The organism is Aphanizomenon sp. CS-733/32 (genome assembly GCF_028330045.1).
GTDB lineage: Bacteria > Cyanobacteriota > Cyanobacteriia > Cyanobacteriales > Nostocaceae > Dolichospermum > Dolichospermum gracile.
This window is the reverse complement of sequence record NZ_JAQMSE010000008.1, coordinates 1-20,842: the sequence shown is the minus strand read 5'-3', so window position 1 is coordinate 20,842 and position 20,842 is coordinate 1. Positions and strand designations below refer to the sequence as shown.

General features: G+C 37.8%; 22 protein-coding genes and 1 pseudogene. 16 read left to right on the top strand and 7 right to left on the bottom strand.

Features of this window, described 5'->3' with window-relative positions:
• Positions 1-38 precede the first annotated feature (38 nt).
• The 5 genes and pseudogenes from PN471_RS00465 to PN471_RS00445 all read left to right on the top strand — a co-directional run bounded on the left by PN471_RS00465 (position 39) and on the right by PN471_RS00445 (position 3,691).
• Entirely contained in the window at positions 39-752 is a 714-nt protein-coding gene (locus PN471_RS00465; RefSeq protein WP_271775218.1) for a PspA/IM30 family protein, read from the top strand.
• Positions 753-762: 10 nt separating this feature from the next.
• A complete protein-coding gene (locus PN471_RS00460; protein ID WP_271775217.1) occupies positions 763-1,656 on the top strand; it encodes a phosphate ABC transporter substrate-binding protein in 894 nt (297 codons plus the stop codon).
• 118 nt (positions 1,657-1,774) lie between these two features.
• Positions 1,775-2,413 carry a lysophospholipid acyltransferase family protein gene (locus PN471_RS00455; RefSeq protein ID WP_271775216.1) on the top strand — a complete coding sequence of 213 codons (639 nt, stop codon included), beginning with the start codon at positions 1,775-1,777 and terminating at the stop codon, positions 2,411-2,413.
• Between the two features lie 424 nt (positions 2,414-2,837).
• Positions 2,838-3,227 (top strand): annotated as a pseudogene (locus tag PN471_RS00450) (DNA cytosine methyltransferase); the annotation flags it as partial.
• Positions 3,228-3,394: 167 nt separating this feature from the next.
• Positions 3,395-3,691 carry a DUF2288 domain-containing protein gene (locus tag PN471_RS00445; RefSeq protein ID WP_271775215.1) on the top strand — a complete coding sequence of 99 codons (297 nt, stop codon included), beginning with the start codon at positions 3,395-3,397 and terminating at the stop codon, positions 3,689-3,691.
• Positions 3,692-3,741: 50 nt separating this feature from the next.
• Here PN471_RS00445 and mnmE read toward each other — a convergent pair whose 3' ends face one another.
• A complete protein-coding gene (gene mnmE / locus PN471_RS00440) occupies positions 3,742-5,136 on the bottom strand; it encodes a tRNA uridine-5-carboxymethylaminomethyl(34) synthesis GTPase MnmE (RefSeq protein ID WP_271775214.1) in 1,395 nt (464 codons plus the stop codon).
• Between the two features lie 98 nt (positions 5,137-5,234).
• Between mnmE and PN471_RS00435 the strand changes: the two genes are divergently transcribed.
• The 5 genes from PN471_RS00435 to PN471_RS00415 all read left to right on the top strand — a co-directional run bounded on the left by PN471_RS00435 (position 5,235) and on the right by PN471_RS00415 (position 11,617).
• On the top strand, positions 5,235-6,671 hold the full coding sequence (locus PN471_RS00435; protein WP_271775213.1) for a TldD/PmbA family protein: 1,437 nt from the start codon (positions 5,235-5,237) through the stop codon (positions 6,669-6,671).
• 604 nt (positions 6,672-7,275) lie between these two features.
• Positions 7,276-8,019: a Uma2 family endonuclease gene (locus PN471_RS00430; protein WP_271775212.1), complete on the top strand. Its 744-nt coding sequence runs from the start codon at positions 7,276-7,278 to the stop codon at positions 8,017-8,019.
• 3 nt (positions 8,020-8,022) lie between these two features.
• Positions 8,023-9,372, top strand: a complete 1,350-nt coding sequence (locus PN471_RS00425) for a TldD/PmbA family protein (RefSeq protein WP_271775211.1) — start codon at positions 8,023-8,025, stop codon at positions 9,370-9,372.
• Between the two features lie 224 nt (positions 9,373-9,596).
• The gene (locus PN471_RS00420; protein ID WP_271775210.1) at positions 9,597-10,670 is read left to right on the top strand and encodes an AAA family ATPase; all 1,074 of its coding nucleotides are present in this window, start codon (positions 9,597-9,599) and stop codon (positions 10,668-10,670) included.
• Positions 10,670-11,617, top strand: coding sequence for a hypothetical protein (locus PN471_RS00415; RefSeq protein WP_271775209.1), 948 nt, complete (start codon positions 10,670-10,672; stop codon positions 11,615-11,617). Before PN471_RS00420 ends, PN471_RS00415 begins: the two co-directional genes overlap by 1 nt.
• 3 nt (positions 11,618-11,620) lie before the next feature.
• Here PN471_RS00415 and PN471_RS00410 read toward each other — a convergent pair whose 3' ends face one another.
• The 3 genes from PN471_RS00410 to PN471_RS00400 form a co-directional block, all read right to left on the bottom strand.
• On the bottom strand, positions 11,621-11,890 hold the full coding sequence (locus PN471_RS00410; protein WP_271775208.1) for a BrnA antitoxin family protein: 270 nt from the start codon (positions 11,888-11,890) through the stop codon (positions 11,621-11,623).
• Positions 11,853-12,053 carry a BrnT family toxin gene (locus PN471_RS00405; RefSeq protein WP_271775207.1) on the bottom strand — a complete coding sequence of 67 codons (201 nt, stop codon included), beginning with the start codon at positions 12,051-12,053 and terminating at the stop codon, positions 11,853-11,855. The genes PN471_RS00410 and PN471_RS00405 overlap by 38 nt, the downstream gene beginning before the upstream one ends.
• Positions 12,054-12,268: 215 nt before the next feature.
• Positions 12,269-12,913: a DUF3386 domain-containing protein gene (locus tag PN471_RS00400; protein WP_271775206.1), complete on the bottom strand. Its 645-nt coding sequence runs from the start codon at positions 12,911-12,913 to the stop codon at positions 12,269-12,271.
• 103 nt (positions 12,914-13,016) lie between these two features.
• On the opposite strand from PN471_RS00400, the gene PN471_RS00395 reads away from it, so the two are divergent.
• From PN471_RS00395 to rlmN, 3 genes are all read left to right on the top strand, one after another.
• A complete protein-coding gene (locus PN471_RS00395; protein WP_193896326.1) occupies positions 13,017-13,682 on the top strand; it encodes a helix-turn-helix transcriptional regulator in 666 nt (221 codons plus the stop codon).
• 232 nt (positions 13,683-13,914) lie between these two features.
• Entirely contained in the window at positions 13,915-14,748 is an 834-nt protein-coding gene (locus PN471_RS00390) for a metallophosphoesterase (protein ID WP_271775205.1), read from the top strand.
• Positions 14,749-14,869: 121 nt separating this feature from the next.
• Positions 14,870-15,940: a 23S rRNA (adenine(2503)-C(2))-methyltransferase RlmN gene (rlmN, locus tag PN471_RS00385; protein WP_271775204.1), complete on the top strand. Its 1,071-nt coding sequence runs from the start codon at positions 14,870-14,872 to the stop codon at positions 15,938-15,940.
• A 20-nt stretch (positions 15,941-15,960) separates the two neighbouring features.
• On the opposite strand, the gene PN471_RS00380 is transcribed toward rlmN, so the two are convergent.
• Positions 15,961-16,140, bottom strand: coding sequence for a hypothetical protein (locus tag PN471_RS00380; protein ID WP_053541249.1), 180 nt, complete (start codon positions 16,138-16,140; stop codon positions 15,961-15,963).
• A 697-nt stretch (positions 16,141-16,837) separates the two neighbouring features.
• Between PN471_RS00380 and PN471_RS00375 the strand changes: the two genes are divergently transcribed.
• Complete coding sequence (locus tag PN471_RS00375; RefSeq protein WP_271775202.1) at positions 16,838-17,323, top strand: hypothetical protein; 486 nt, start codon at positions 16,838-16,840, stop codon at positions 17,321-17,323.
• 25 nt (positions 17,324-17,348) lie between these two features.
• Here PN471_RS00375 and PN471_RS00370 read toward each other — a convergent pair whose 3' ends face one another.
• Together PN471_RS00370 and PN471_RS00365 are read right to left on the bottom strand one after the other, a co-directional pair.
• On the bottom strand, positions 17,349-17,630 hold the full coding sequence (locus tag PN471_RS00370; protein WP_168646155.1) for a TMEM165/GDT1 family protein: 282 nt from the start codon (positions 17,628-17,630) through the stop codon (positions 17,349-17,351).
• Positions 17,631-17,659: 29 nt separating this feature from the next.
• A complete protein-coding gene (locus PN471_RS00365) occupies positions 17,660-18,037 on the bottom strand; it encodes a TMEM165/GDT1 family protein (protein WP_271775201.1) in 378 nt (125 codons plus the stop codon).
• Positions 18,038-18,284: 247 nt separating this feature from the next.
• On the opposite strand from PN471_RS00365, the gene PN471_RS00360 reads away from it, so the two are divergent.
• Positions 18,285-20,255, top strand: coding sequence for an RNA-binding domain-containing protein (locus tag PN471_RS00360; RefSeq protein WP_271775200.1), 1,971 nt, complete (start codon positions 18,285-18,287; stop codon positions 20,253-20,255).
• A 195-nt stretch (positions 20,256-20,450) separates the two neighbouring features.
• The gene (locus PN471_RS00355; protein ID WP_271775199.1) at positions 20,451-20,720 is read left to right on the top strand and encodes a hypothetical protein; all 270 of its coding nucleotides are present in this window, start codon (positions 20,451-20,453) and stop codon (positions 20,718-20,720) included.
• Positions 20,721-20,842 lie beyond the last annotated feature (122 nt).

Genomic DNA, 20,842 nt, shown 5'->3' with positions numbered 1-20,842 from the left:
TATTACCATAACCACTCTCACTAAAATAACTTTGGGTTATGAAAAAAGCTGTCTACTGGATAATGGGTGAAAGGGCAGGGCGAACCATAGTTGGGACTTGGAACTGGTTATGGGGAATGCCTGTGGAGTCCGGTGGTAGGGTGGCTGTAGCTGTTGCTGAAGAATCCCTTCAGTCAATGCAGGAAGCTGTTCAGAAGTTGGCTGTGGCGGTTGCGGCTCAGGAAGGGGCTTATAAAACTGCTAAAAATAAATATGAGGCAAAAATTAAAGAATTTAATACCTTAGAGCAGCAAGCTATGGTTGCTCAAAAAGGTGGTAATGAAGAAGGTGCGCGAATGGCTATGAGTAAGGCAATTCAAACCGAGCAAATCTTGCCTAAACTAGCGGAAATGGTGAAACAGGCGGAAACGGCGGTCAAGGCTTCTAAGGATAAGCTGAATCGTGAGCGCGTGAAGCTGGAAAGCTACAAAGCGGATATGCAAAATATGAAGGATATGTCAGAGGTGAATGAAGCTCTGGCGATGATTGCTAAGGTCAATAATGAGTTTGATATTGGCTCGGCTAAAAGTGATTTTCAAAAGGCTAGGGGGGCTGTAGAACGTCGAAATTTACAGACTGAGGCTTTGGCGGAATTATCGGAAAATCCTACCGAAAAACTCCAGGCTGAGATTGAAACTATGACATTAGATGACGAGGTTGCTCGTCGTTTGCAAAGATTACAAGATTCCCCCTCTAAACAATTACCAGAATAATTAGGAATTTATGAGTCAGAGAAGCGGTCCACCTCCTATTGTGTTTATTTTGCTATTTTTAGGGCTTTTGGGTGGTGGTTACTGGTGGTTTTTTATGCGTAATCCTGCCCCACCTTCGATAACTACGCAGCCTAGTAAGACAACTACTCCCACTTCTGCGGCTTTCCCGTTACCAACGACAGTAGCCAGTGGTACGACTGTAAAGATAGACGGTTCTACGAGTATGGTGACAATTAACCAAAATCTCAGGAAGGGGTTTGAGAAACAGTTTCCCGGTGCGAAGGTGGAAGCTGTGGGGAATGGGACTGATAAGGGAATTGAGGATCTATTGGCTGGTAAAGTGGATATTGCGGCGGCTTCTAGACCGTTGACCGCACAGGAGCAAGATCAGGGATTGAAGCCCGTTATTATAACACAAGATGCGATCGCTCTGATAGTCGGTAAGGCAAATCCCTTTAATAGAGGATTAACCAGTAGTCAAATTGCAGATATATTTCAGGGAAAAATTAATAATTGGTCAGCCGTGGGTGGTCCATCTGCGACTATCCGCGTCATTAATCGTCCGGCAATTAGTGGCACACATCAAACTTTTCAAGAATTGGTGCTAAAAAAGGCTGAGTTTGGCAAAACTCCCAATATTACTACACTACAACGAGATGCTACGACTCCGCTAATTCAAGCCTTGGGAACTGATGGTATTGGTTATGCTACTTTTGCTCAAGTTGCTAATCAAACAAAGGCGCGGGTTCTATCCGTAGATGGGTTAACTCCAGATGCAGGTAATTATCCTTATCAGCGATCGCTGTATTATGTCTATAAAGACCCTGCTAGTGCCGGAGTGCAAGCATTTTTGGGTTATGCTACTTCACCTCAAGGACAACAGGCTTTAACATTAGGTAACTAAATGTAGGAAAAATAATCAGTTAGATTGGGGAGTTAGAGGTTAAAATAAGTTCTGACTCCTTCTTCCTTCTAATTCTTCCTTCTGACTCCTGACTCCTTCCTAAATTATATTATCTTCTGTGACTAGAACTCGTGAACCTTTAATTAGTTTGGCACTGTATCACGCCTTTAAGTGGTCGGTGGTTAGTCCCGCATTACACGCATACTTTCGGGGCAAGATTTATGGCGCGGAAAATGTCCCCCAATCTGGTGCTGTCATAGTCGTTAGTAATCATGCTAGTTATTTTGACCCTCCTATAGTTTCTAGTTGTGTCCGTCGTCCCGTCGCGTACATGGCTAAGGAAGAATTATTTAAAGTTCCTGTTTTAGCACAAGCAATTAAGTTATACGGCGCGTATCCTGTCAGTCGGGGCAGTGCTGACCGCAATGCAATTCGTTCCGCTTTAGAATATTTAGAAAATGGTTGGGCTGTGGGTGTGTTTTTAGAAGGTACACGCACCGCTGATGGTCGCATTCATGACCCGAAAAGAGGTGCAGCCCTCCTCGCAGCTAAGGCCAAAGCTCCTTTTTTACCAGTAAGTTTATGGGGAAGTGAGCAGATTTTACAACCGGGTTCTTCTCTACCCCGTTCTGTACCTTTAACTATTAGAATTGGTAAGTTAATTGATGCTCCCAGTTCTACTAATAAGGAAGAGTTGGAAAGAGTTACTCAAATGTGTGCGAAGGCAATTAATGAAATGCACGATTTGGGCAGGTAAAATTGATTATAGGGTAGGTAAGATGTCTACCCCACAAGAGTTTTCAGCATAAATAATAACTGCGTTTTTATGTAAGTTACAGCAAATTGTCATCAAACCCGGAACAAGAACCCCACCCCCAACCCCCTCCCCGCAAGCGATGAGGGGGCTAAGATGTACCTTATATGATTGGAAATCGCTGTAATTATCAAATTCAGCCTAATGCAACCCGAAAATTTACAAGTAGGTTTATTTGGATTAAATCATTCTAAGAGGGTGTTTGAAAAGTCTAATTTATTACTTGCAAGGGCGACTAGAAGTCGCAGCTACACAGACGAAACCCACCTTCGTGGGTTCAAAAGCCCTGATTTTTCGTTAGTCCACGCAGGTGGACTTTGTTTGTGTAGTAGCGATTTCTAATCGCCGGAAACTTTTCAAACATCCTCTTAGAGATTATTTAGGAAATAGTTTAGGACTTGAATATTATTATCGTCATCCTAGAAGTTATCAAAGAAGAGCCATTTTCAGTATTGATGAACCAAGTCCAACTATTCGCGGTGTGAATAGACCAATACCTAAAACTTATCAACAACACCCCGGAGATGTTGCACCATTAACACCAGATTTGCGTCCATTAACTACTCTTGAAAGAAGTTATCTTCAAACTTTTCCTGATAATTTTATTTTTGCAGGTTCAAAAACAGATTTAGAACAGATGATTGGTAATGCTGTACCCGTTAAATTAGCGGAATATGTTGCTAAATGTTTACTGATGTATATTCAAGATCAAAATAAATACCACATATCCAATGTTATGATGCCACTAACTGTTTAAATAAAATTAATGATTTCTAAAAAATTGCTTTCTTATATTCAATACTATTCAAAGCATGAAACCCAACAAGTGCGTTGGGTTGCGCTGTCGCTTAACCCAACCTACAGAAAATGGTGAGGGTATTGTATATGATAAAATCAAAATAATAACTAAAAAAGTGGGGAATTATGTCGGAGTTACGGGAAAAATTACAGCAAAATCTTGATGAAGCCGAATGGGAGTGGTTAATTCCCCATGTCCAAAAAGATGCGGTGATTTTAGTAGCGGAGAATTTGGATTTGTTAGATGTGGGAGAAGCGATCGCTAGTGATAATATTCTTTCAGTGCAACATTGGATAGATGAAAAATTATTAGCTAAACCGACAATAGATCAGGTGGGAGAATGGAATCTCAACCGGGAGAAGCGATTTAATGCTCTGATTGTTGAACCTTATGTCATCATCAAAGAAATCATTGCTGCTTAAAATGCTGTCATTTTGAGATTTGATTCGGGAACTGCGAACAATAAATTATCTTATTTACCAATACAGAAGCGGCTGAAAATCCGATCTAAAACTGATTCTGTAACTTCTTCTCCGGTGATTTCTCCTAATGCTTGAATTGCTCCTCTTAAATCAATTGTCCAAAAATCTAAGGGTAATTTATCGGTGATTGTCATTTGCACTTGTGCTAAGTCAATCTTGGCTTTTGTTAAAGCTGCTGCTTGTCGTTGATTAATTGCTAAATCTAGATCAGCGGCTTGAACTTTTCCCTGTTGAACTGTTTCTAAAATCGCTGTTTCTAAATTATCAATTCCTTGATTTATGGCTGCGGCTGTAAGGATTTTGGATTTTGGATTTTGGATTTTGGATTGTAAAGTTTCTTGTGCTGCTGTTGAAATCAAATCAATTTTATTAATGACTAAAATTACCGGACGGTGTTTTACTTGTTCATAAATTTCTTGATCTGCGGGTGTCCAACCTGCGGCTGCATCTATGGTAAATAATACCAAATCAGCGTCATTAGCGGCACGATGCGATCGCTCTACACCAATTTTTTCAACTTGATCTGCTGTTTCCCGAATCCCGGCTGTATCTAACACTTGAACGGGAATGCCGCCCACAACTAACTGCGATTCTACCACATCGCGGGTTGTTCCTGGTAGGTCGGTGACAATGGCGCGATCGCTCCGACTCCAAGCATTTAATAAACTCGATTTTCCCACGTTTGGTCGCCCAACTATCGCCACCTTCAGACCAGTTCGTAATAATTCACCTTTGTCTTTTGTGGCTAATAATTTGTTAATTTCCGCCGTTACTTGCTCAATATCTGCAATAATCCTCTGCTGATCTAAAGGTGGTAAATCCTCCTCAAAATCAATTCTGGCTTCAATTTCTGCCAAAATATCTAAACAATTAGCCCGTAATTTGCGGATAGGTTGAGCTAATTTACCTTGTAATCCAGCCAAAGCCGTTTGAGCAGCTTGAGGTGATTTTGCTCCCACTAAATCGGCGATGCTTTCCGCTTGGGTTAAGTCTAATCTACCATTTAAAAACGCTCTTAATGTAAATTCTCCTGGTTGAGCTAATCTTGCGCCATTTTCCAAACATAGTTGTAATACTTGTTGTACCGCCATAATTCCCCCATGACAATGGAACTCTACCACATCTTCACGGGTAAAAGAACGGGGGGCTTTCATTATTAATAATAAAGCCTCATCAATAATTTGCTTAGTTTGGGGTTGACGAATATAACCATAAAGAATCTGATGACTTGACCAAACTTGTCGCCCTGGGGCGTAAAATAGAGTGTGAGCGATCGCCATTGCCAGATCACCGGAAACCCGGACAATACCCACACTACCCTGTTGAGGGACAACAGCAGTAGCGATCGCCGCAATAGTTCCAGTGTTAGCTAATAATTCCGACATGAACAGTTTTTCTACAAATTCAAAAACAGGCAATAAAGTGTAATATTAAACCACTACAATCCCATAGTATCGCAAAGTGGCATTAAAAATTAAAAATTATGTTGATTGAACTAAAAAAAGCGATTTCCGATTTAAATATCCCCGCAGATTGGGTAGGAATCAGAGCCGTAAAAACAACTTCTACAGATCATTCTGTCCGTGATGGTTTACCTAAAAGCAACGGTAAATCATTGGATATGGGAGCAATGATCGAAGTCATGGTTAATGGTTGTTTAGGTTATGCCGCTACCAACTCCTTACATATTTCCAGTTTACAAAATGCGGCGGAAATCGCCTATAAACAAGCATTAGCAGCTAGTAAATGGTGGATATATCCAATTAGTGAAAATACCCGTCCTCAAGTAGTTGGTGAATATAAATCACCGTGTTTACAACCATTTAACGCCATAAGTCCAGGTGAAATCAACGACTTACTGATTCGGATTTGTCAGCAACTCAAAATTAGCGATAAAATCGTGCAAACCACAGCTAAAGTCGGCACAGAGCAAAAAGAAACTTGGTTTGTCAGTAGCAACGGTTCAGAAGTATATCAAAATATTTTATCTCTTAGTCATCATTTTGGGGCGATCGCTCAAGACGGTGCAATCGTCCAACAGCGCAGCAATAACGGTTCTCACGCCAACTCTTACCAAGGAGGTTGGGAACTGTTTAAACACGATAACTTATGGCATCAAGTTCAAAAAGTTGGTGAACAAACATTAGAATTATTAACAGCAGAAGAATGTCCCAATACCCGCACCAATTTAGTTTTAGCACCAGATCAAATGATGCTACAAATTCATGAAAGCATCGGACATCCTTTAGAAATTGACCGCATTTTAGGAGACGAGCGCAACTATGCCGGCGGTAGTTTTGTTAGTAAAGATGATTTTGGTAAATTAGAATATGGTTCACCCCTGATGAATATCACCTTTGATCCTACAGTAACAGGTGAATTTGCCAGTTATGGTTTTGATGATATTGGTGCAGTAGCCAGTAAAGAATATGTAATTAAAAAAGGCATTTTGCAACGGGGTTTAGGCAGTTTAGAAAGTCAAGCTAGAGCAGATTTACCCGGTGTTGCTTGTGCGCGAGCTTGTTCTTGGAATCGTCCCCCCATAGACAGAATGGCTAACTTGAATCTAGAACCAGGAAACGCCAGCTTTGAAGAAATTATCTCAGGAATAGAACAGGGAATTTACATGGAATCTAACCGTTCTTGGTCAATAGATGATCAACGTTATAAATTTCAATTTGGTTGTGAATATGCCAAACTAATTGAAAACGGTAAACTGACTAAAACCCTGCGTAATCCTAACTATCGTGCCACCACACCAGAATTTTGGCATAGCTTAATTCAAGTTGGAAATAATACTAATTGGCAAATTTACGGCACACCTTTCTGCGGCAAAGGAGAACCAAATCAAGCCATTTCCGTAGGACATGGTTCACCGGTTTGTGCATTTGCAAACGTCGAAGTTTTTGGTGGTGGTTAATGAATTTTCCGATTTAGGTTGTGGTGAGTTAAAGTAGGTTGGGTTAAGCGACAGCACAACCCAACAAAAAGATATAATGAAGATGTCTGAATCAGGATACCCAGGATTTAAGGATTTACAGGATGAAGAGATTAAATATTTTTAATGATCACCAAATTCTATTAATCTACCAATTCTGTCAATGATGATAACAAAGCCTGATAGCGTGACGTATCCCAGGATATATGGAATTCAATTGTTCTCTGAATGAACTATCTTTGAGAAACACACAATTATTTAATTATTCAACTCATCAAAATCCAAATCTAAACAAAAATCCTGTAAATCCTTTAATCCTGGACATCCTGATTCAGACAAAATATATTGACAAACATAACCAAATTAAATTAACATTGAATTAGATGCTAATTAAAATTACAACCATGATCAACCTTGCTAAAAATATACATTCCCTTACATGAGAAATATCAAATTATCATCCAACCAGTCATGTAGGTTCGGTTGCGCTGTCGCTTAACCCAACAAAAGAATAATATAATGTTGGGTTTTCTCAACCCAACCTACGTAATGCTATAATCAATAAATAACTACTTGGTATCATATCATGATGATTACTCAAGAATTAGAATGCAAAGAAAACATCTTCCCAGATGTAATATTTCCTCCTAGTGATTTATATAGTGATGAACCTCCCGTGGAAACAGAACTACATCTACGACAAATAATTTTACTTTTCAAATGTTTAGAATGGTTATGGAAAGGTAGAACAGATTTCTATGCTGCGGGAAATTTGACTATTTACTATAGTCCTAATCAAAAAAAATCACAATTTTTCCGAGGTCCTGATTTTTTCGTCGTCTTGGAAACTGAACGCAAAACTCGGAAAAGTTGGGTAGTGTGGGAAGAAGATGGTAAATATCCTAATTTCATTTTAGAAATTCTTTCACCAAGTACAGCTAATACTGATAGAGAATACAAAAAAGAACTTTATCAAAATACTTTCCGCACACCGGATTACTTTTGGTTTGACCCTTATACACTAGAATTTACAGGTTTTCATTTAGTAGATAATAAATATCAACCTTTAGAACCAAATGAAAAAGGACATTTATGGAGTCAACAGTTAGGTTTATACTTAGGAATTAACCAAGGACTATTAAGGTATTTTACCCCAGCAGGAGAGTTAGTTCCTACACCGGAAGAAACCGCAGAAGAGGAGACTAAAAAAACAGCAATACAAATGCAAAGAGCAAAAATAGAAACCCAAAGAGCCGAATGGGAAGCTAGAAGAGCAGAACGTTTAGCCGCAAAATTGCGAGAATTAAATATTGATCCAGATACAATTTAAATCATGAAACTTGAAGAATTATCAACTTTAGAAAAAACTTTTAATCAACTCATCGAAACTCTGCTGAATAAAAAAGCAGAAAATGAACATTTTACCGTTAGACTTAGCAGCGAAAGTAGTCAATTTACCCGCTTTAATTCTGCGAAAGTGAGACAAACAGGTTGTGTTCATGATGGTTCGATTCAATTAACCTTAATGGCTAATCAACGCAGTAGTTATCGTCAGTTTCCCTTGACTGGAAATTGGGAAATAGATTGGCAATTAGCCTCCACCGCTTTACAAGAATTACGTGATGAATTACCATTATTACCAATTGATCCTTATTTAGTTTTACCATCAGGAAATCATAGCAGCCGAGAAATTAATACTGGTAAATTACTAACTCCAGAAATATTAGTTCCCAGTATCCTGGAAACAGTGACTAATTTAGATTTTACAGGGATGTATGCTGGAGGAGTTGTTATCAGAGGTTATGGTGATTCTAGCGGACAAAAACACTGGTTTGTGACTGATTCATTTAACTTAGATTATTCCTTATTTATGGCATCAGGACAAGCTGTAAAAGGAACTTTTGCCGGAAGTGAATGGAATGAAGCTGCTTATTTAGCTAAAATAAATGATGGGAAACAGCAAATAGAAATGCTATCTCGTCCCGTTAAAGAATTACCCAAAGGACAATATAAAACTTATTTTGCTCCGGCTGCGGTGGCTGAATTATTGGGTATGCTTTCCTGGGGTGCTATCAGTGAAGCCGATATTCAACAAGGTAATAGTGCTTTAGCCGCTTTATCACGTCAAGAAAAACAACTTTCCCCAAAATTCACTTTAAAAGAAAATTTTCAAAGTGGTTTAGTACCGAGATTTAATAATTTGGGAGAAATCGCTGCACCAGAATTAGCATTAATTGAAAAAGGGATTTTAATTAATAGCTTAGTTAATTCTCGCACTGCGAAGGAATATAATAAACCTGCTAATGGTGCGAATGGTTCAGAAACCTTACGTTCTCCAGAAATCAGCCTTGGTAATTTGGCTTTTGAGGATATTTTACCCAGTCTAGATACAGGATTATATGTTTCTAATTTACATTATTTGAACTGGAGCGATCGCCCATCTGGCAGAATTACAGGAATGACTCGTTATGCGTGCTTTTGGGTAGAAAATGGCCAAATCATTGCTCCCATAGCCAATCTGCGCTTTGATGAAAGTCTCTATCGTTTTTGGGGAGCAGAAAATCTCATTGATTTAACCAACTTCCAAGAATTTATTCCCGAAGTCGGAACTTACGGAAGCCGACAGTTAGGAGGTAGTTTAGTTCCTGGTATGTTGGTGAACGATTTCACATATACATTGTAAACCTTATCAACCTTAGATTCCCTACTGCAATCATATTAAGGAGGGAATTGGGGTTGGATTTTAATTATACCGCTTGTTGGGTAGTTGGGGGATAGTTTGAGAAAATGATTTTGCATCTCTATTAGCAGGTAAACTCGCTATAATAGTGATCTGCTATTTTTAGCGATCATGATGAATTTACTGTCTAGTAAAAGTTAAATAAAATACAAATATTGAGAAATATTATGAAATTACATTCCTTAGAAATAAAAAACTTCCGTGCTATTAAAGATATCACTTTAGATTTTACCGATTTACTTAGTCGTCCTCGACCGATAAGTTTAATTGTCGGTCCTAATGGTTCTGGAAAAACTTCAATTTTAGATGCCATTCATGTTGTAGTTAAAGTCTTTGAAAATCCACAAAATCCAGAGTTAAGAGAGGGTTTGGAATACAATGTGCAACAATTAGTTAGAGGTAGAGCTAATATAGCTCAAATCACATTTGAGTATTCCATTGAAAAAGGTGAAGCTGAAGCTATTAACGATGTTTATTCATCACTTAAATTACCGCAAAACTTTAACTTTAATCTATCAGAATCAGTTCCACCTTTAGAAAGTCCAGCAAAAGTTATTTGGTATTATCCAAGTAGAAAACCAAATAATTTATGTGATCATGATATGTTACCTAGAAATTCTATTAGAGTTTTGGGTGCAAGAGGTAGAGCTTCTCAAGCAATATCTAAAAATCGTCAAACTTCACAAATATTTGATAAAATTGGTGGAGTTTGCTATTTAGACCAAAGACGTACGGTAAGATTATTTAAGAGTTTCAATAAACAAAATAAGGAAGATCAAAATGCACATAGCGATGTTTTATTATGGTTAAATCAATATTACCGTAAAGATTTAACATGGAATGAAGAAAAATATGGTGAATCATATTGGAAAAGAGTTCAAAGATTATTTAATAAAATTTGTTTTCCTTCAGAATTAATAGGTTTAGAGTCAGGTCCCGATTCTGATACTGTGATTCTCAAAAGAAAGGGTGTAGAATATGATTTACTACAAATGAGTTCAGGAGAACATCAAATTTTAAGAATTTTAGTTGGTTTAGCAGCAGATACCGCTAAAAATTCTATTGTTCTTATTGACGAAGTTGAACTACATTTACATCCTGCTTGGCAAAAAAGATTAATCCAAGTTTTACGGGAAGATGATTCCAATAATCAATATATTTTTACAACCCATTCACCAACTGTGGCAAAAATGTTTTATGATTCGGAAATTATTAATTTGGGTGATCTGGGAGAAAAATAATGAAAATAGAGAACGATCATTTATATATATTAATTGAAGGTGCGCCTACAAGTCCCGAAATTGCATTTATTAAAAGAGCTATTGATAAATTAATAACTCAAACCTTTTTACCCAATATAAACTATGAAGTAATTGAAATAGGTGGTAGTGGGAATTTTAATTCTATAGGTCAATTAATCTATTATAAAAGTCAATTACACCAAAGTATACCAGTGATTTTCATTACTGATAGAGATTTTAGAACAGAGGAAAAAATTAACGCTCATTTCATCAAAGATAAATTAGTAAAAAGAGTCTATTGGAAAAGACATGAATGGGAAAATTTCTTACTTGAAGAAACAGAAACTATCGCTAGTCTTTTCAATCAGATATCTACCAAAAAAACAGGTGAAAAGAAAACATATAGAAAGGATACTGGTAATAATTTAACTAAATTACAGTTAGAACAATGGCTAATACAATATTTTCAAAACTCGATAATGACAGAACTATTTGAATGTTTAAAGTTCCAATTCAGAGAAAATGCAGATTTTAGACTAACATTAGATCAAATAGAATCTTTATCTTTACCAGATATGAGAACTTTTTTTGAACAACAAGTAGTTAATAAAGCTAGTGAAGCACAAAATAGAATATTGGGGTTAAGAAATATGTTAGAGGATATAATTACAAGTCAAGATTTTCGTTGGGAAAGCTATATTAATAATCCCCATGAACTAGATTTTCAAAAAGCAAAAATATTTTTTAGAGGTAAAGAAGCACTAAAGAATTTACATACAAAAGCTTATCAATATCTCAAGGTAGAACATTTAGAATATGATCGCTTCTGCAAAGAATTAATTTTACCAGAATTAGCAAAAAATACAAATTCCCTGATTGTTCAAGAACTTGGTGAAATGCTACAACCTTATTTTCAACAAGCTGCCAGTTTAACAGGAATAGAATAAATTTTATATCGCTCTTTTCATTTCAATATGACGGCGTAAAATCTCATTAATAGCTGTTTGATAGTCTTTATTTTCAGCTTTAAACCAAGCTATTACATCAGGTTCTAGTTGAATAACATTCTTTGCTTGTGCTGCGGGAATTCGCAGAGTTGCTTTTTCAAAAAACTCATCAGTCAATGGAGGAATATCAGAATAGTCAATATCCTCATCTGACATTGAATCTAAAGCTTGCCAATTAGTCCGTGAGATATTGTTCAAATCTTTTGCGTTCATAACGATTTGCCTTTCGTGCTGAAATAATTCTAATCACATCACCGCGTCTTTCAGTCCAGACAACAACAGCCACCCCGTTTCCCAAAAAACCAATCCCAAACCATCGTTCTTCACCGTAATCAAAACGTTCATCTTCCTCAATCAGCATTGGACTATCAAACATTTCAGAAACGTCTGCGAAATTATCACATATTTTACACTATTTTTCATCCTGTAAATCCTTAAATCCTGAAAATCCTGATATGGCTTGCGCCACGCTTCGCTATCAGACAAAAAAATCAAAAAGTCCCTATCAACTAGAACCCGTGTATGTAATCATTGTGGGTTCATGGAAGATAGAGACTTAAAACTGAGATTGTCAAAGACTATTCAAACAATCTAACCTAACAACTCAATGTTAGAAAAGATGAAATCTTGAATAGAAATGCGTTCTGCGATTTCCGTGCGGATTTCCCGACGGTTGAGAACGTAATAATTGCCTACCTTCTCATACTCATCAGTAAAATCGCTTTTACCGCCCTTTTGAGCGCCGGTTTCGGGGTCATGATATACAGAATTGTATGTGTGAGAAAGATATCCTTCTCCAGTATCGTGACTGCTGAAAGTGTCAATAGTCACAAAAGTACCGTGAATTAAACGGTGAACGTGGCAAACTTCATTGTTACGCACTTTGTACTTATCTCCTTCCGACTTTCCACCAACGAAAATTTCTACTGCGCCGTTTGCATCCTTGCTACCATATCTAAAAGTATTTGCGCCGTGAGTTTGTGCAAAAGACCGACGGACACGGTGAACGGCGATTTCCCAAGCTTGTCCGTGAATGGCTTTTTTAGCAGCTTCGTCTTCTATATTGAGAACTTCTGCCTTCATATTGGCATCAATCCGCACTTGACCTGTGATCACTTGGTCATCATACTTATAAGTAATATCTGCGGTATAGCCAGGGAAATTTTCATCCCAAGTATAACGGTTTTGATAGGCAGCCTGAAAAAGTTCTTGGGCTGAGATTTGAGTAACTGTCATCGTGCTTTTCCTCTGATTACAAGTTAAAATAGCTTTTTATCGTTGCTGGTATTAGCATAGAGGTAATTATCGAGGTTCGCATAGACCCCAAATGGGTACACTTATGGCTAAAACTCTCCACGCCATTTTCCAAGCGATCGCCAATGTCCAAAATGAGCAAGAATTAAAACTAGCTCTCATGGATACCATTGGCGACCATTTTGTAGATGCACATTGGGGTATTGATCTCCTAGATGACCAATTAGATACTCAAATTGAAGTTCCTGAAATTCCTGCTGTCTGCTTAGAAGCTAACCCCATTGGGCGTTATGTTGTCGAACGTCACGCCCCCACCCATGAGCAATTAATTTTATCCCCAGAAGACTGGAAAAACTATTGCACTCGTCACGAACACGTGATGACTGGTCCGATAGTTTGTAATGGTCAATTAGTGGGGACTTTAAATTTTGCTCGTGACCCCGGAAGTCAGCCCTTTGATAGTAATGATTTAGCTGATTTAAGTGCAGTTTGTTTACATTTATCAGCGAAAATGGCGACACTCCAAGCAAAACCAAAAACCTTCGCATCTGCTGGTAATTGTCCCCTGACAGCGCGGGAATTAGAAATTGCCAGATTAGTAGCTCAAGGTTTAACTAATGGAGAAATTGCCGTTAAATTATGGATTACTCAAAATTCTGTCAAGCAAGCTTTGAAAAGGATGTTCCGTAAATTAGACGTTTCTACTCGTGCAGAAATGGTATCCAAACTACAAGAGCGATTAGTTTCCTAATAGCTATAAAAGAATCATAGAGCATAGATCCCCGACTTCTTCAAGAAGTCGGGGATCTGAGTGAGTATTCAAATATATTACTCTTTGGATACAGTTAATATCAAAATCTTTTGTTAACGTATAAACAAATACGATTATATTTTGATAATTGTCGGTTGGTTTCAGCGACAGCAACCCAACCAAGGTTTAAAATGTTGGGTTTCCCGGTATTAACCCAAACTACGGAATTATTATGCACAAATTATTAACTGGAGCTTTGAGTACAGAAAAATTGACAGTGAAAATCCCCAACTTACCTCTATCATTAGCAGGATTAAAGCTGGTACAAATGTCAGATTTTCACTATGATAATGGTCTATTATCAACAAAAATGTTAACAGAAGCAATTGCCGTTAGTAATGCCGCAAAACCAGATTTAGTTATTTTAACCGGGGACTATGTTAACACAATCGCTAAACCAATTCATCAACTAGCACCACGACTAAAAAATCTAGAAAGTCGCTATGGTGTCTATGCTATCCTGGGTAATCATGATATTTGTTATCCCAGTTCAAAATTAGAAATTACAAATGCTTTAACAAATGTGGGGATTAATGTACTTTGGAATCAAATTGCTTATCCAATCGGAGAAAAATTACCTTTAGTGGGATTAGCGGATTTCTATTCACGAGAATTTAATCCAGAAGCAATTATGAATCAACTCGATTTGAGTACACCTCGAATTGTCTTATCTCATCACCCAGATACAGCCGAAATCATGAAAAAATGGCGAGTAGATTTACAATTATCTGGTCATAGTCACGGAGGACAAATCGTAATTCCTGGAATGGGACCCGCTATGATTTACTATGCAAAAATAGTCAAGAAAATCCCCAAAAAACTTCTCCGTAAATTACCATTTTTACGGAAAACCCATTCTATATTACGCCACTGGCAATGGTCACAGGGTTTACATATAGTGGGAAATAATCAATTGTATGTCAATCGAGGCTTAGGAACTTATTTCCCCGGACGGTTATTTTGTCCACCAGAAGTTACTATTATTACCTTGGAAGTTTCTTCATAAACATTTATAGAATAATAGACCGCAGATAAACGCAGATGAAGATGGATAAATAATTTCTTCCTTTGCGCGAAACAAAAACAATATAGTAGAATAGAAAATTAGCATCAACTTGTAATTTCTTATGTCTGCTACGCCGTTTGTATCTCAGCTAGATTCTCCTAACTCCAGTAAATCTGAACTTCTCCCTCCTCTTCTAGGTGCTTCCGTGACGGAGTTAACTGCTTGGGTACAGCAGCAGGGACAACCTGGTTATCGGGGTAAGCAATTGCATGATTGGATCTATAACAAGGGTGTGCGATCGCTCGCTGATATTTCTGTATTTCCGAAAAATTGGCGTTTGCAACTGGCAGATATTCCCATAGGTCGTTCTTCTCTACATTACCGCTCTGTTGCCCCCGATGATACCGTCAAATATCTCCTCAAATTGGCTGACGGGGAAATTGTGGAAACAGTGGGTATTCCCAGCGATAAACGCTTAACAGTCTGCGTTTCTACTCAAGTCGGCTGTCCAATGGCTTGTGATTTCTGTGCAACTGGGAAAGGTGGCTATAAGCGTAATCTTACCCGTGCAGAAATTGTTGATCAGGTCCTGACTGTGCAAGGAGATTTTCAAGAACGGGTGAGTAACGTCGTATTCATGGGTATGGGTGAACCATTGTTGAATACGGAAAATGTGATTTTAGCAATTAAATCCATTAATCAAGATATGGGAATTGGGGCGCGATCGCTTACACTATCTACTGTAGGCATCCGCGATCGCATTTTGCAAGTTGCCGCACACCAACTGCAAATTACCCTCGCTGTCAGCCTCCACGCACCCAACCAAGCATTACGAGAACAACTCATTCCCAGTGCTAAACCCTACCCCATAGAAGACTTACTCGCAGAATGTCGAGAATACGTAGAAATAACTGGACGCAGAGTTACCTTTGAATACATACTTCTCGCTGGAGTCAACGACCTACCTGAACACGCCTTAGAACTATCAAAACGTCTGCGAGGATTTCAAAGTCACGTTAACTTAATCCCCTACAATCCCATAGAAGAAGTAGATTATAAAAGACCAACCCGCGACCGAATCGAGGCCTTTGTCAACGTTCTTCAACAACAAAATACCGCCGTCAGTGTCCGTTATTCTCGCGGTTTAGAAGCCGACGCTGCTTGTGGACAATTAAGAACCACAAAAAGGTAATTTGTCATGAAAATCGTCAACTATTTTCTAGCATAAATTCCTGGTGCATAAGCCTCAATCACCTTACCCGTGCGAGTGCAAGTGATCATCAAATAATCGCAACTAGGACATTGTGTTCGGGTAACTTGACTATCAGCAATATAGTGACGTTCAGCCGCACTACCGCAATTTGGGCAATGAATCTTTTGTGATGCTTGCATTTTAAAACCCCTGAACTTAATAACTTTTAAGAAAAAGTGGAAAAAACTGTTTAATTATTGTGAATGGAAAAAAGTTGATATCTTTGGTGATTATCTTAGACTTGATAATTTTTTTTATCATCATGCCTCAGATATATAAATTTACTTTAGATGTAACTTTTCCTGGATTAGCGGTGATCCCTATAGTGTAATCCTTGAGATAGTCTTGTTTATTTTTTGGGAAAAAATAAGTTATTTTCCCATTCAAGCGTTACCAGACAGGAAAAACTGTAATCAAAGTCACAAAATCAATAGTTTTATATTTAATTAATATTTTGGACAGGCAACACACCCCTACTCCTCTTTTCGTTACAAAAAGGAGGAGTTAAGAGGCAGGGGGCAGAAGGTTATCAGTATCAACCCACATTCCGCAGATGTGACTTAGATTATTAGACATCTCCAGAAATTAGGTTTTCGTCTAGACAGGTTAAGGGTTTTAGATTCTTTCTTGGAGATGTCTATTGGATTTTCTGGACGCAGAGACATTAAGTTTTGCAGATTTGTGAATTATTTGTTCATTAAACTTCAAACTTGTTTACAAAATCGTCTGAAACCACTTGAATAACTCTATTTTTTTGTTTGTAACAGTTAATTGATATTTGTTGTCAAAATCATTGTTTTAGTTAGACTCTAAGAATACAACAAAGCAATTATTCTTATGAACGCTATTTCTAACCTCAATTTGAAAAGGTCAACTTGGCAAATAGCCATGCTATTGACTTTGGGCTTTTGGCTTAGTGCTAGTCTGGTTTTGGATTGGGTAATTATGCCTAGTCTTGCCGTTGCTGGGATGATGAATGAAGCAAATTTTTCTACGGCCGGTTATGTGGTTTTTGGGAATTTCAATCGCCTAGAATTATTGTCTGCTGCTGTGGTTTTAACTGCTGTGTTAGCTATTAGCAAAACTAAATCTCATTGGCCTTTGGGTAGCATTGCTTTATCTGGACTTCTGATAATAATCGTATTCCTAGACACTTATTTCTTAACTCCCCAAATGTGCGCTCTGGGGGCTAATTTTAGCTTACTCGCTCGTGATGCAATGCCACCAGCAATGAATTTATTGCACAGCGGTTATTTTCTGCTGGAAGCCTTGAAGGTGGTCGGAGGAGGTGTGCTTTTAAATTGGTGTTGGCGGGAAGCTTAAAGCTCAGAGCTTTTGGCTTTTCGAATTATTCCTCGTCACTTTTGGGTAATAATAACCGGATGGCGAGGATGGCAAAACCGACGGCAGCGATCGCTTTTAAAATGCGTGTAGGTAAAAATTGGGACACTGCACCACCAGCTAATGCGCCCAAAAGGCTAGTTAATACTAAAGCGCCTGCTGTACCAAAAAATATCGCTTTTCGAGATTGTCCTTGTCCAGAAAGTGCGATCGCTGCTAACTGACTTTTATCACCTAATTCTGATAAAAACACTGTTACAAAGCTTAGTCCTAAAAGATGCCAGTTCATAATTCCCTAATTCACAATATTTACAACTATTAACCCTGAATCACATCCCACACCAACATAACGGAAATTAACAGCAACATCACCCCCGCTGATTTCTCGACGGTTTTCGGGCTGAGTTTTGTGGATATCCAACCACCTAATAATACTCCCAGTAAACTAGTAGTGATTAATGCTACTGCTGAACCCAGGAAAACTACCCAAGGGGCATGAGATTCTGCACTCATTAATAAGGTGGAAAGTTGGGTTTTATCACCAATTTCCGCGAGAAAGATAGTAATAAAGGTTGTCCCAAATACCATAAATGCAGATTCTTTGGGTTGGGGATGATCCTTAACTATGGTCTGATGTAATTGGCTTTTAGTTTCCGATAAGTGGGAAATGCTGACAGGTGGAGTATCAAGTTTCACAGGCGCTAATATTGTCTCTAGGTTGTTTTCATATTCTTTTCATTTTCTCATATTGTTGTCATCAATTGCAACTGGATTTGTTAGAATGTTTAGATGTAAACACTTCCAGCGCGATAGCCTTCGGGAAGCGTCCCGGAAGAGACTAGCACTGCTGCAAACAAATCGCTACAGACTTAAGATAGAGAACAAATATTAAGTTGTGCCATGACTAGACTTGGTAGTGTCAGTGTCCAAAATTAGAATAAGTATGAACACATTACCTATTAATCTTGACGATTTAATCCACGCTCGCTCGGTTGAGTCTGTAAAGATAGAATTTAAGAAAACTTGGTCACAGCCGATAGCAGAAAGTGTATTACATAGTATTTGTGCTTTTGCAAATGATTTTTTTAACTTAAATGGTGGATATATAATTATTGGCATCGAAGATAAAAACGGTCAGCCTATTCTTCCCCCTCATGGACTAGAAGGACAAAATTTAGACGAAATTCAGAAATGGATTCGCAGTAATTGCAAGCGAATTGATCCAGAATATCAGCCAGTCATTTCTCCTGAAATATGTCAAGATCAGCAGATATTAGTAATTTGGGTATCTGGCGGGGATGTTCGTCCATATCAAGCGCCGAAAACCTTAAATAGTGGCGAGAGATCCTATTATGTCCGACAAGGAAGTGAAACTGTTGAAGCTAGAGGTGATATATTAACTCAATTAATGCAAATGGCGGCAAAAGTGCCATTTGATGATCGTCGTAATTCTGCTGTATCTATTGATGTCATTTCTCCCACCTTAGTCAGAAATTTTTTATCAGATATCAAGAGTGAGTTAGTTGCACCAGGTAATGTAATTCCCGAATTGGATTTATATAGAAATCTGCGAATTACTGCACCAATTAATAGTCATGAAGTACCAAGAAATATTGCTTTGTTATTCTTTGTTGATCATCCAGAACAATATTTTCCTGGTGCAAGAATTGAAATTGTGCAATTTGGTGATGATGCCGGAGGAAATTTAATAGAAGAAAAAATATTTCGTGGACCATTACATCATCAGCTTCGTCAAGCCTTGGATTATTTGAATAACTTTAGTACAACGATGGTTCGTAAAGTTCCAAATCAGTCAACGGCTCATAGAACTGTTGCTTTTCCTTATGAAGCTATGGAAGAAGCTTTAGTGAATGCAGTTTACCATCGTAGTTATGAAGGGATTCAAGAACCAGTAAAAGTTTATCTTTATCCTGATCGTTTAGAGATTATTAGCTATCCTGGACCAGTACCAGGTATTCAAATGAGACATTTTCAACCAGGGGTAATGATTCCTCCTGTTCCTTATCGAAATCGGAGAATTGGAGAGTTTTTAAAGGATTTACATTTGGCAGAAGCTAGAGGCACGGGTATTCCTAAAATTCGCCGCAAGATGACAGAAAATGGTTCTCCAGATCCGAGTTTTGATTTTGATGAAACACGAACTTACTTCCGTGTAACATTACCAGCACATCCACAATATATAGTTATTCATGCCCTGAGAGAAAGTTCTCATTTATGGGCTGTAGGTGAACGACAAAGAGCTATATTAAATTTAGAATCATCCCTGAGTCAAGTTCCCAAATCAGGAGCATTAATCGCTCAAATTATTGAATATAAAACATCATCGGGAGATTTTATTGCCGCAGAGAAATTATTTAGGGATATTGAATCTGACTTGACTATTATGGATCGCCATTTGCCTTACACTGCTATAGCAAAAATTCTTTTAGATCAAAGAAAATTTAATGAAGCTTCAGTAATTTTAGAACAAGCTCCTTTACCCATACAAGTTAGTGATACAGTAGAGTTGGCAATTTTATATAAACGTGCCAAGCGTTTTCAGGAAGCTCACAGAATTTTTGCCGATAATTATGAATTTATCAAGGATGATCCTAAGTCTCTTCAGGAGTATGCCCAAACTAAAATTAATCTCTCGAAAATAAACAGAGATATGCACACAAAAAGACGATTAAATCGGGAAGCTATAGAATTACTTCGTCGTGCAATTCAATTATCTGATGATAAAGTCAGAAATGCTTGGTGTTGGTTTGATTTGGCTAGAACATTAAATTCACTACGGGCATCTGAAACTGAGATTCTTCAAGCCTATAGCAAAGCGATGGAACTATTGCCTGATGAACCTCGTTTTCGAGAATCCTATGAATCTCGCAGACGGAAAAAGGATGATGGCTGAAACCCACTGCTTAATCGCTCTGCTTATACTCGTCAAGAGGCAATGTCAAGCAAATAGCAGTATTTATTTTTTACATAAAGAATGTTGATGAGAATATGCGCTTAATTAATGATATTAAAAAGTAATCTAAAACAAAATCTCTGATCATAACTTTGAGTGCTAAAATACCCGATATAGAGCGAATTGAAGATATTCATGTCAGAAGTTCTTTTAGATTCTCTATATAATTGCTTGTTAAGAAAAGTAAGAAGTATGAAAATACAGAGTTTTAAATTCAGTAACAATAAAGAAAATTGGCACATTGAGGAAGTTAAATTTGAGGATCTAAATTTACTTGTCGGTGGTTCTGGAGTTGGAAAGACAAGAATTTTAAAGGCACTTAATTTAATTTGTGATGTTGCAAAAGGGATAAATCGTAACTTAGATGATTTGGAAACGAATATCCTTTACTTAGAGGATGTTTGAAAAGTTTCCGGCGATTAGAAATCGCTACTACACAAACAAAGTCCACCTGCGTGGACTAACGAAAAATCAAGGCTTTTGAACCCACGAAGGTGGGTTTCGTCTGTGTAGCTGCGACTTCTAGT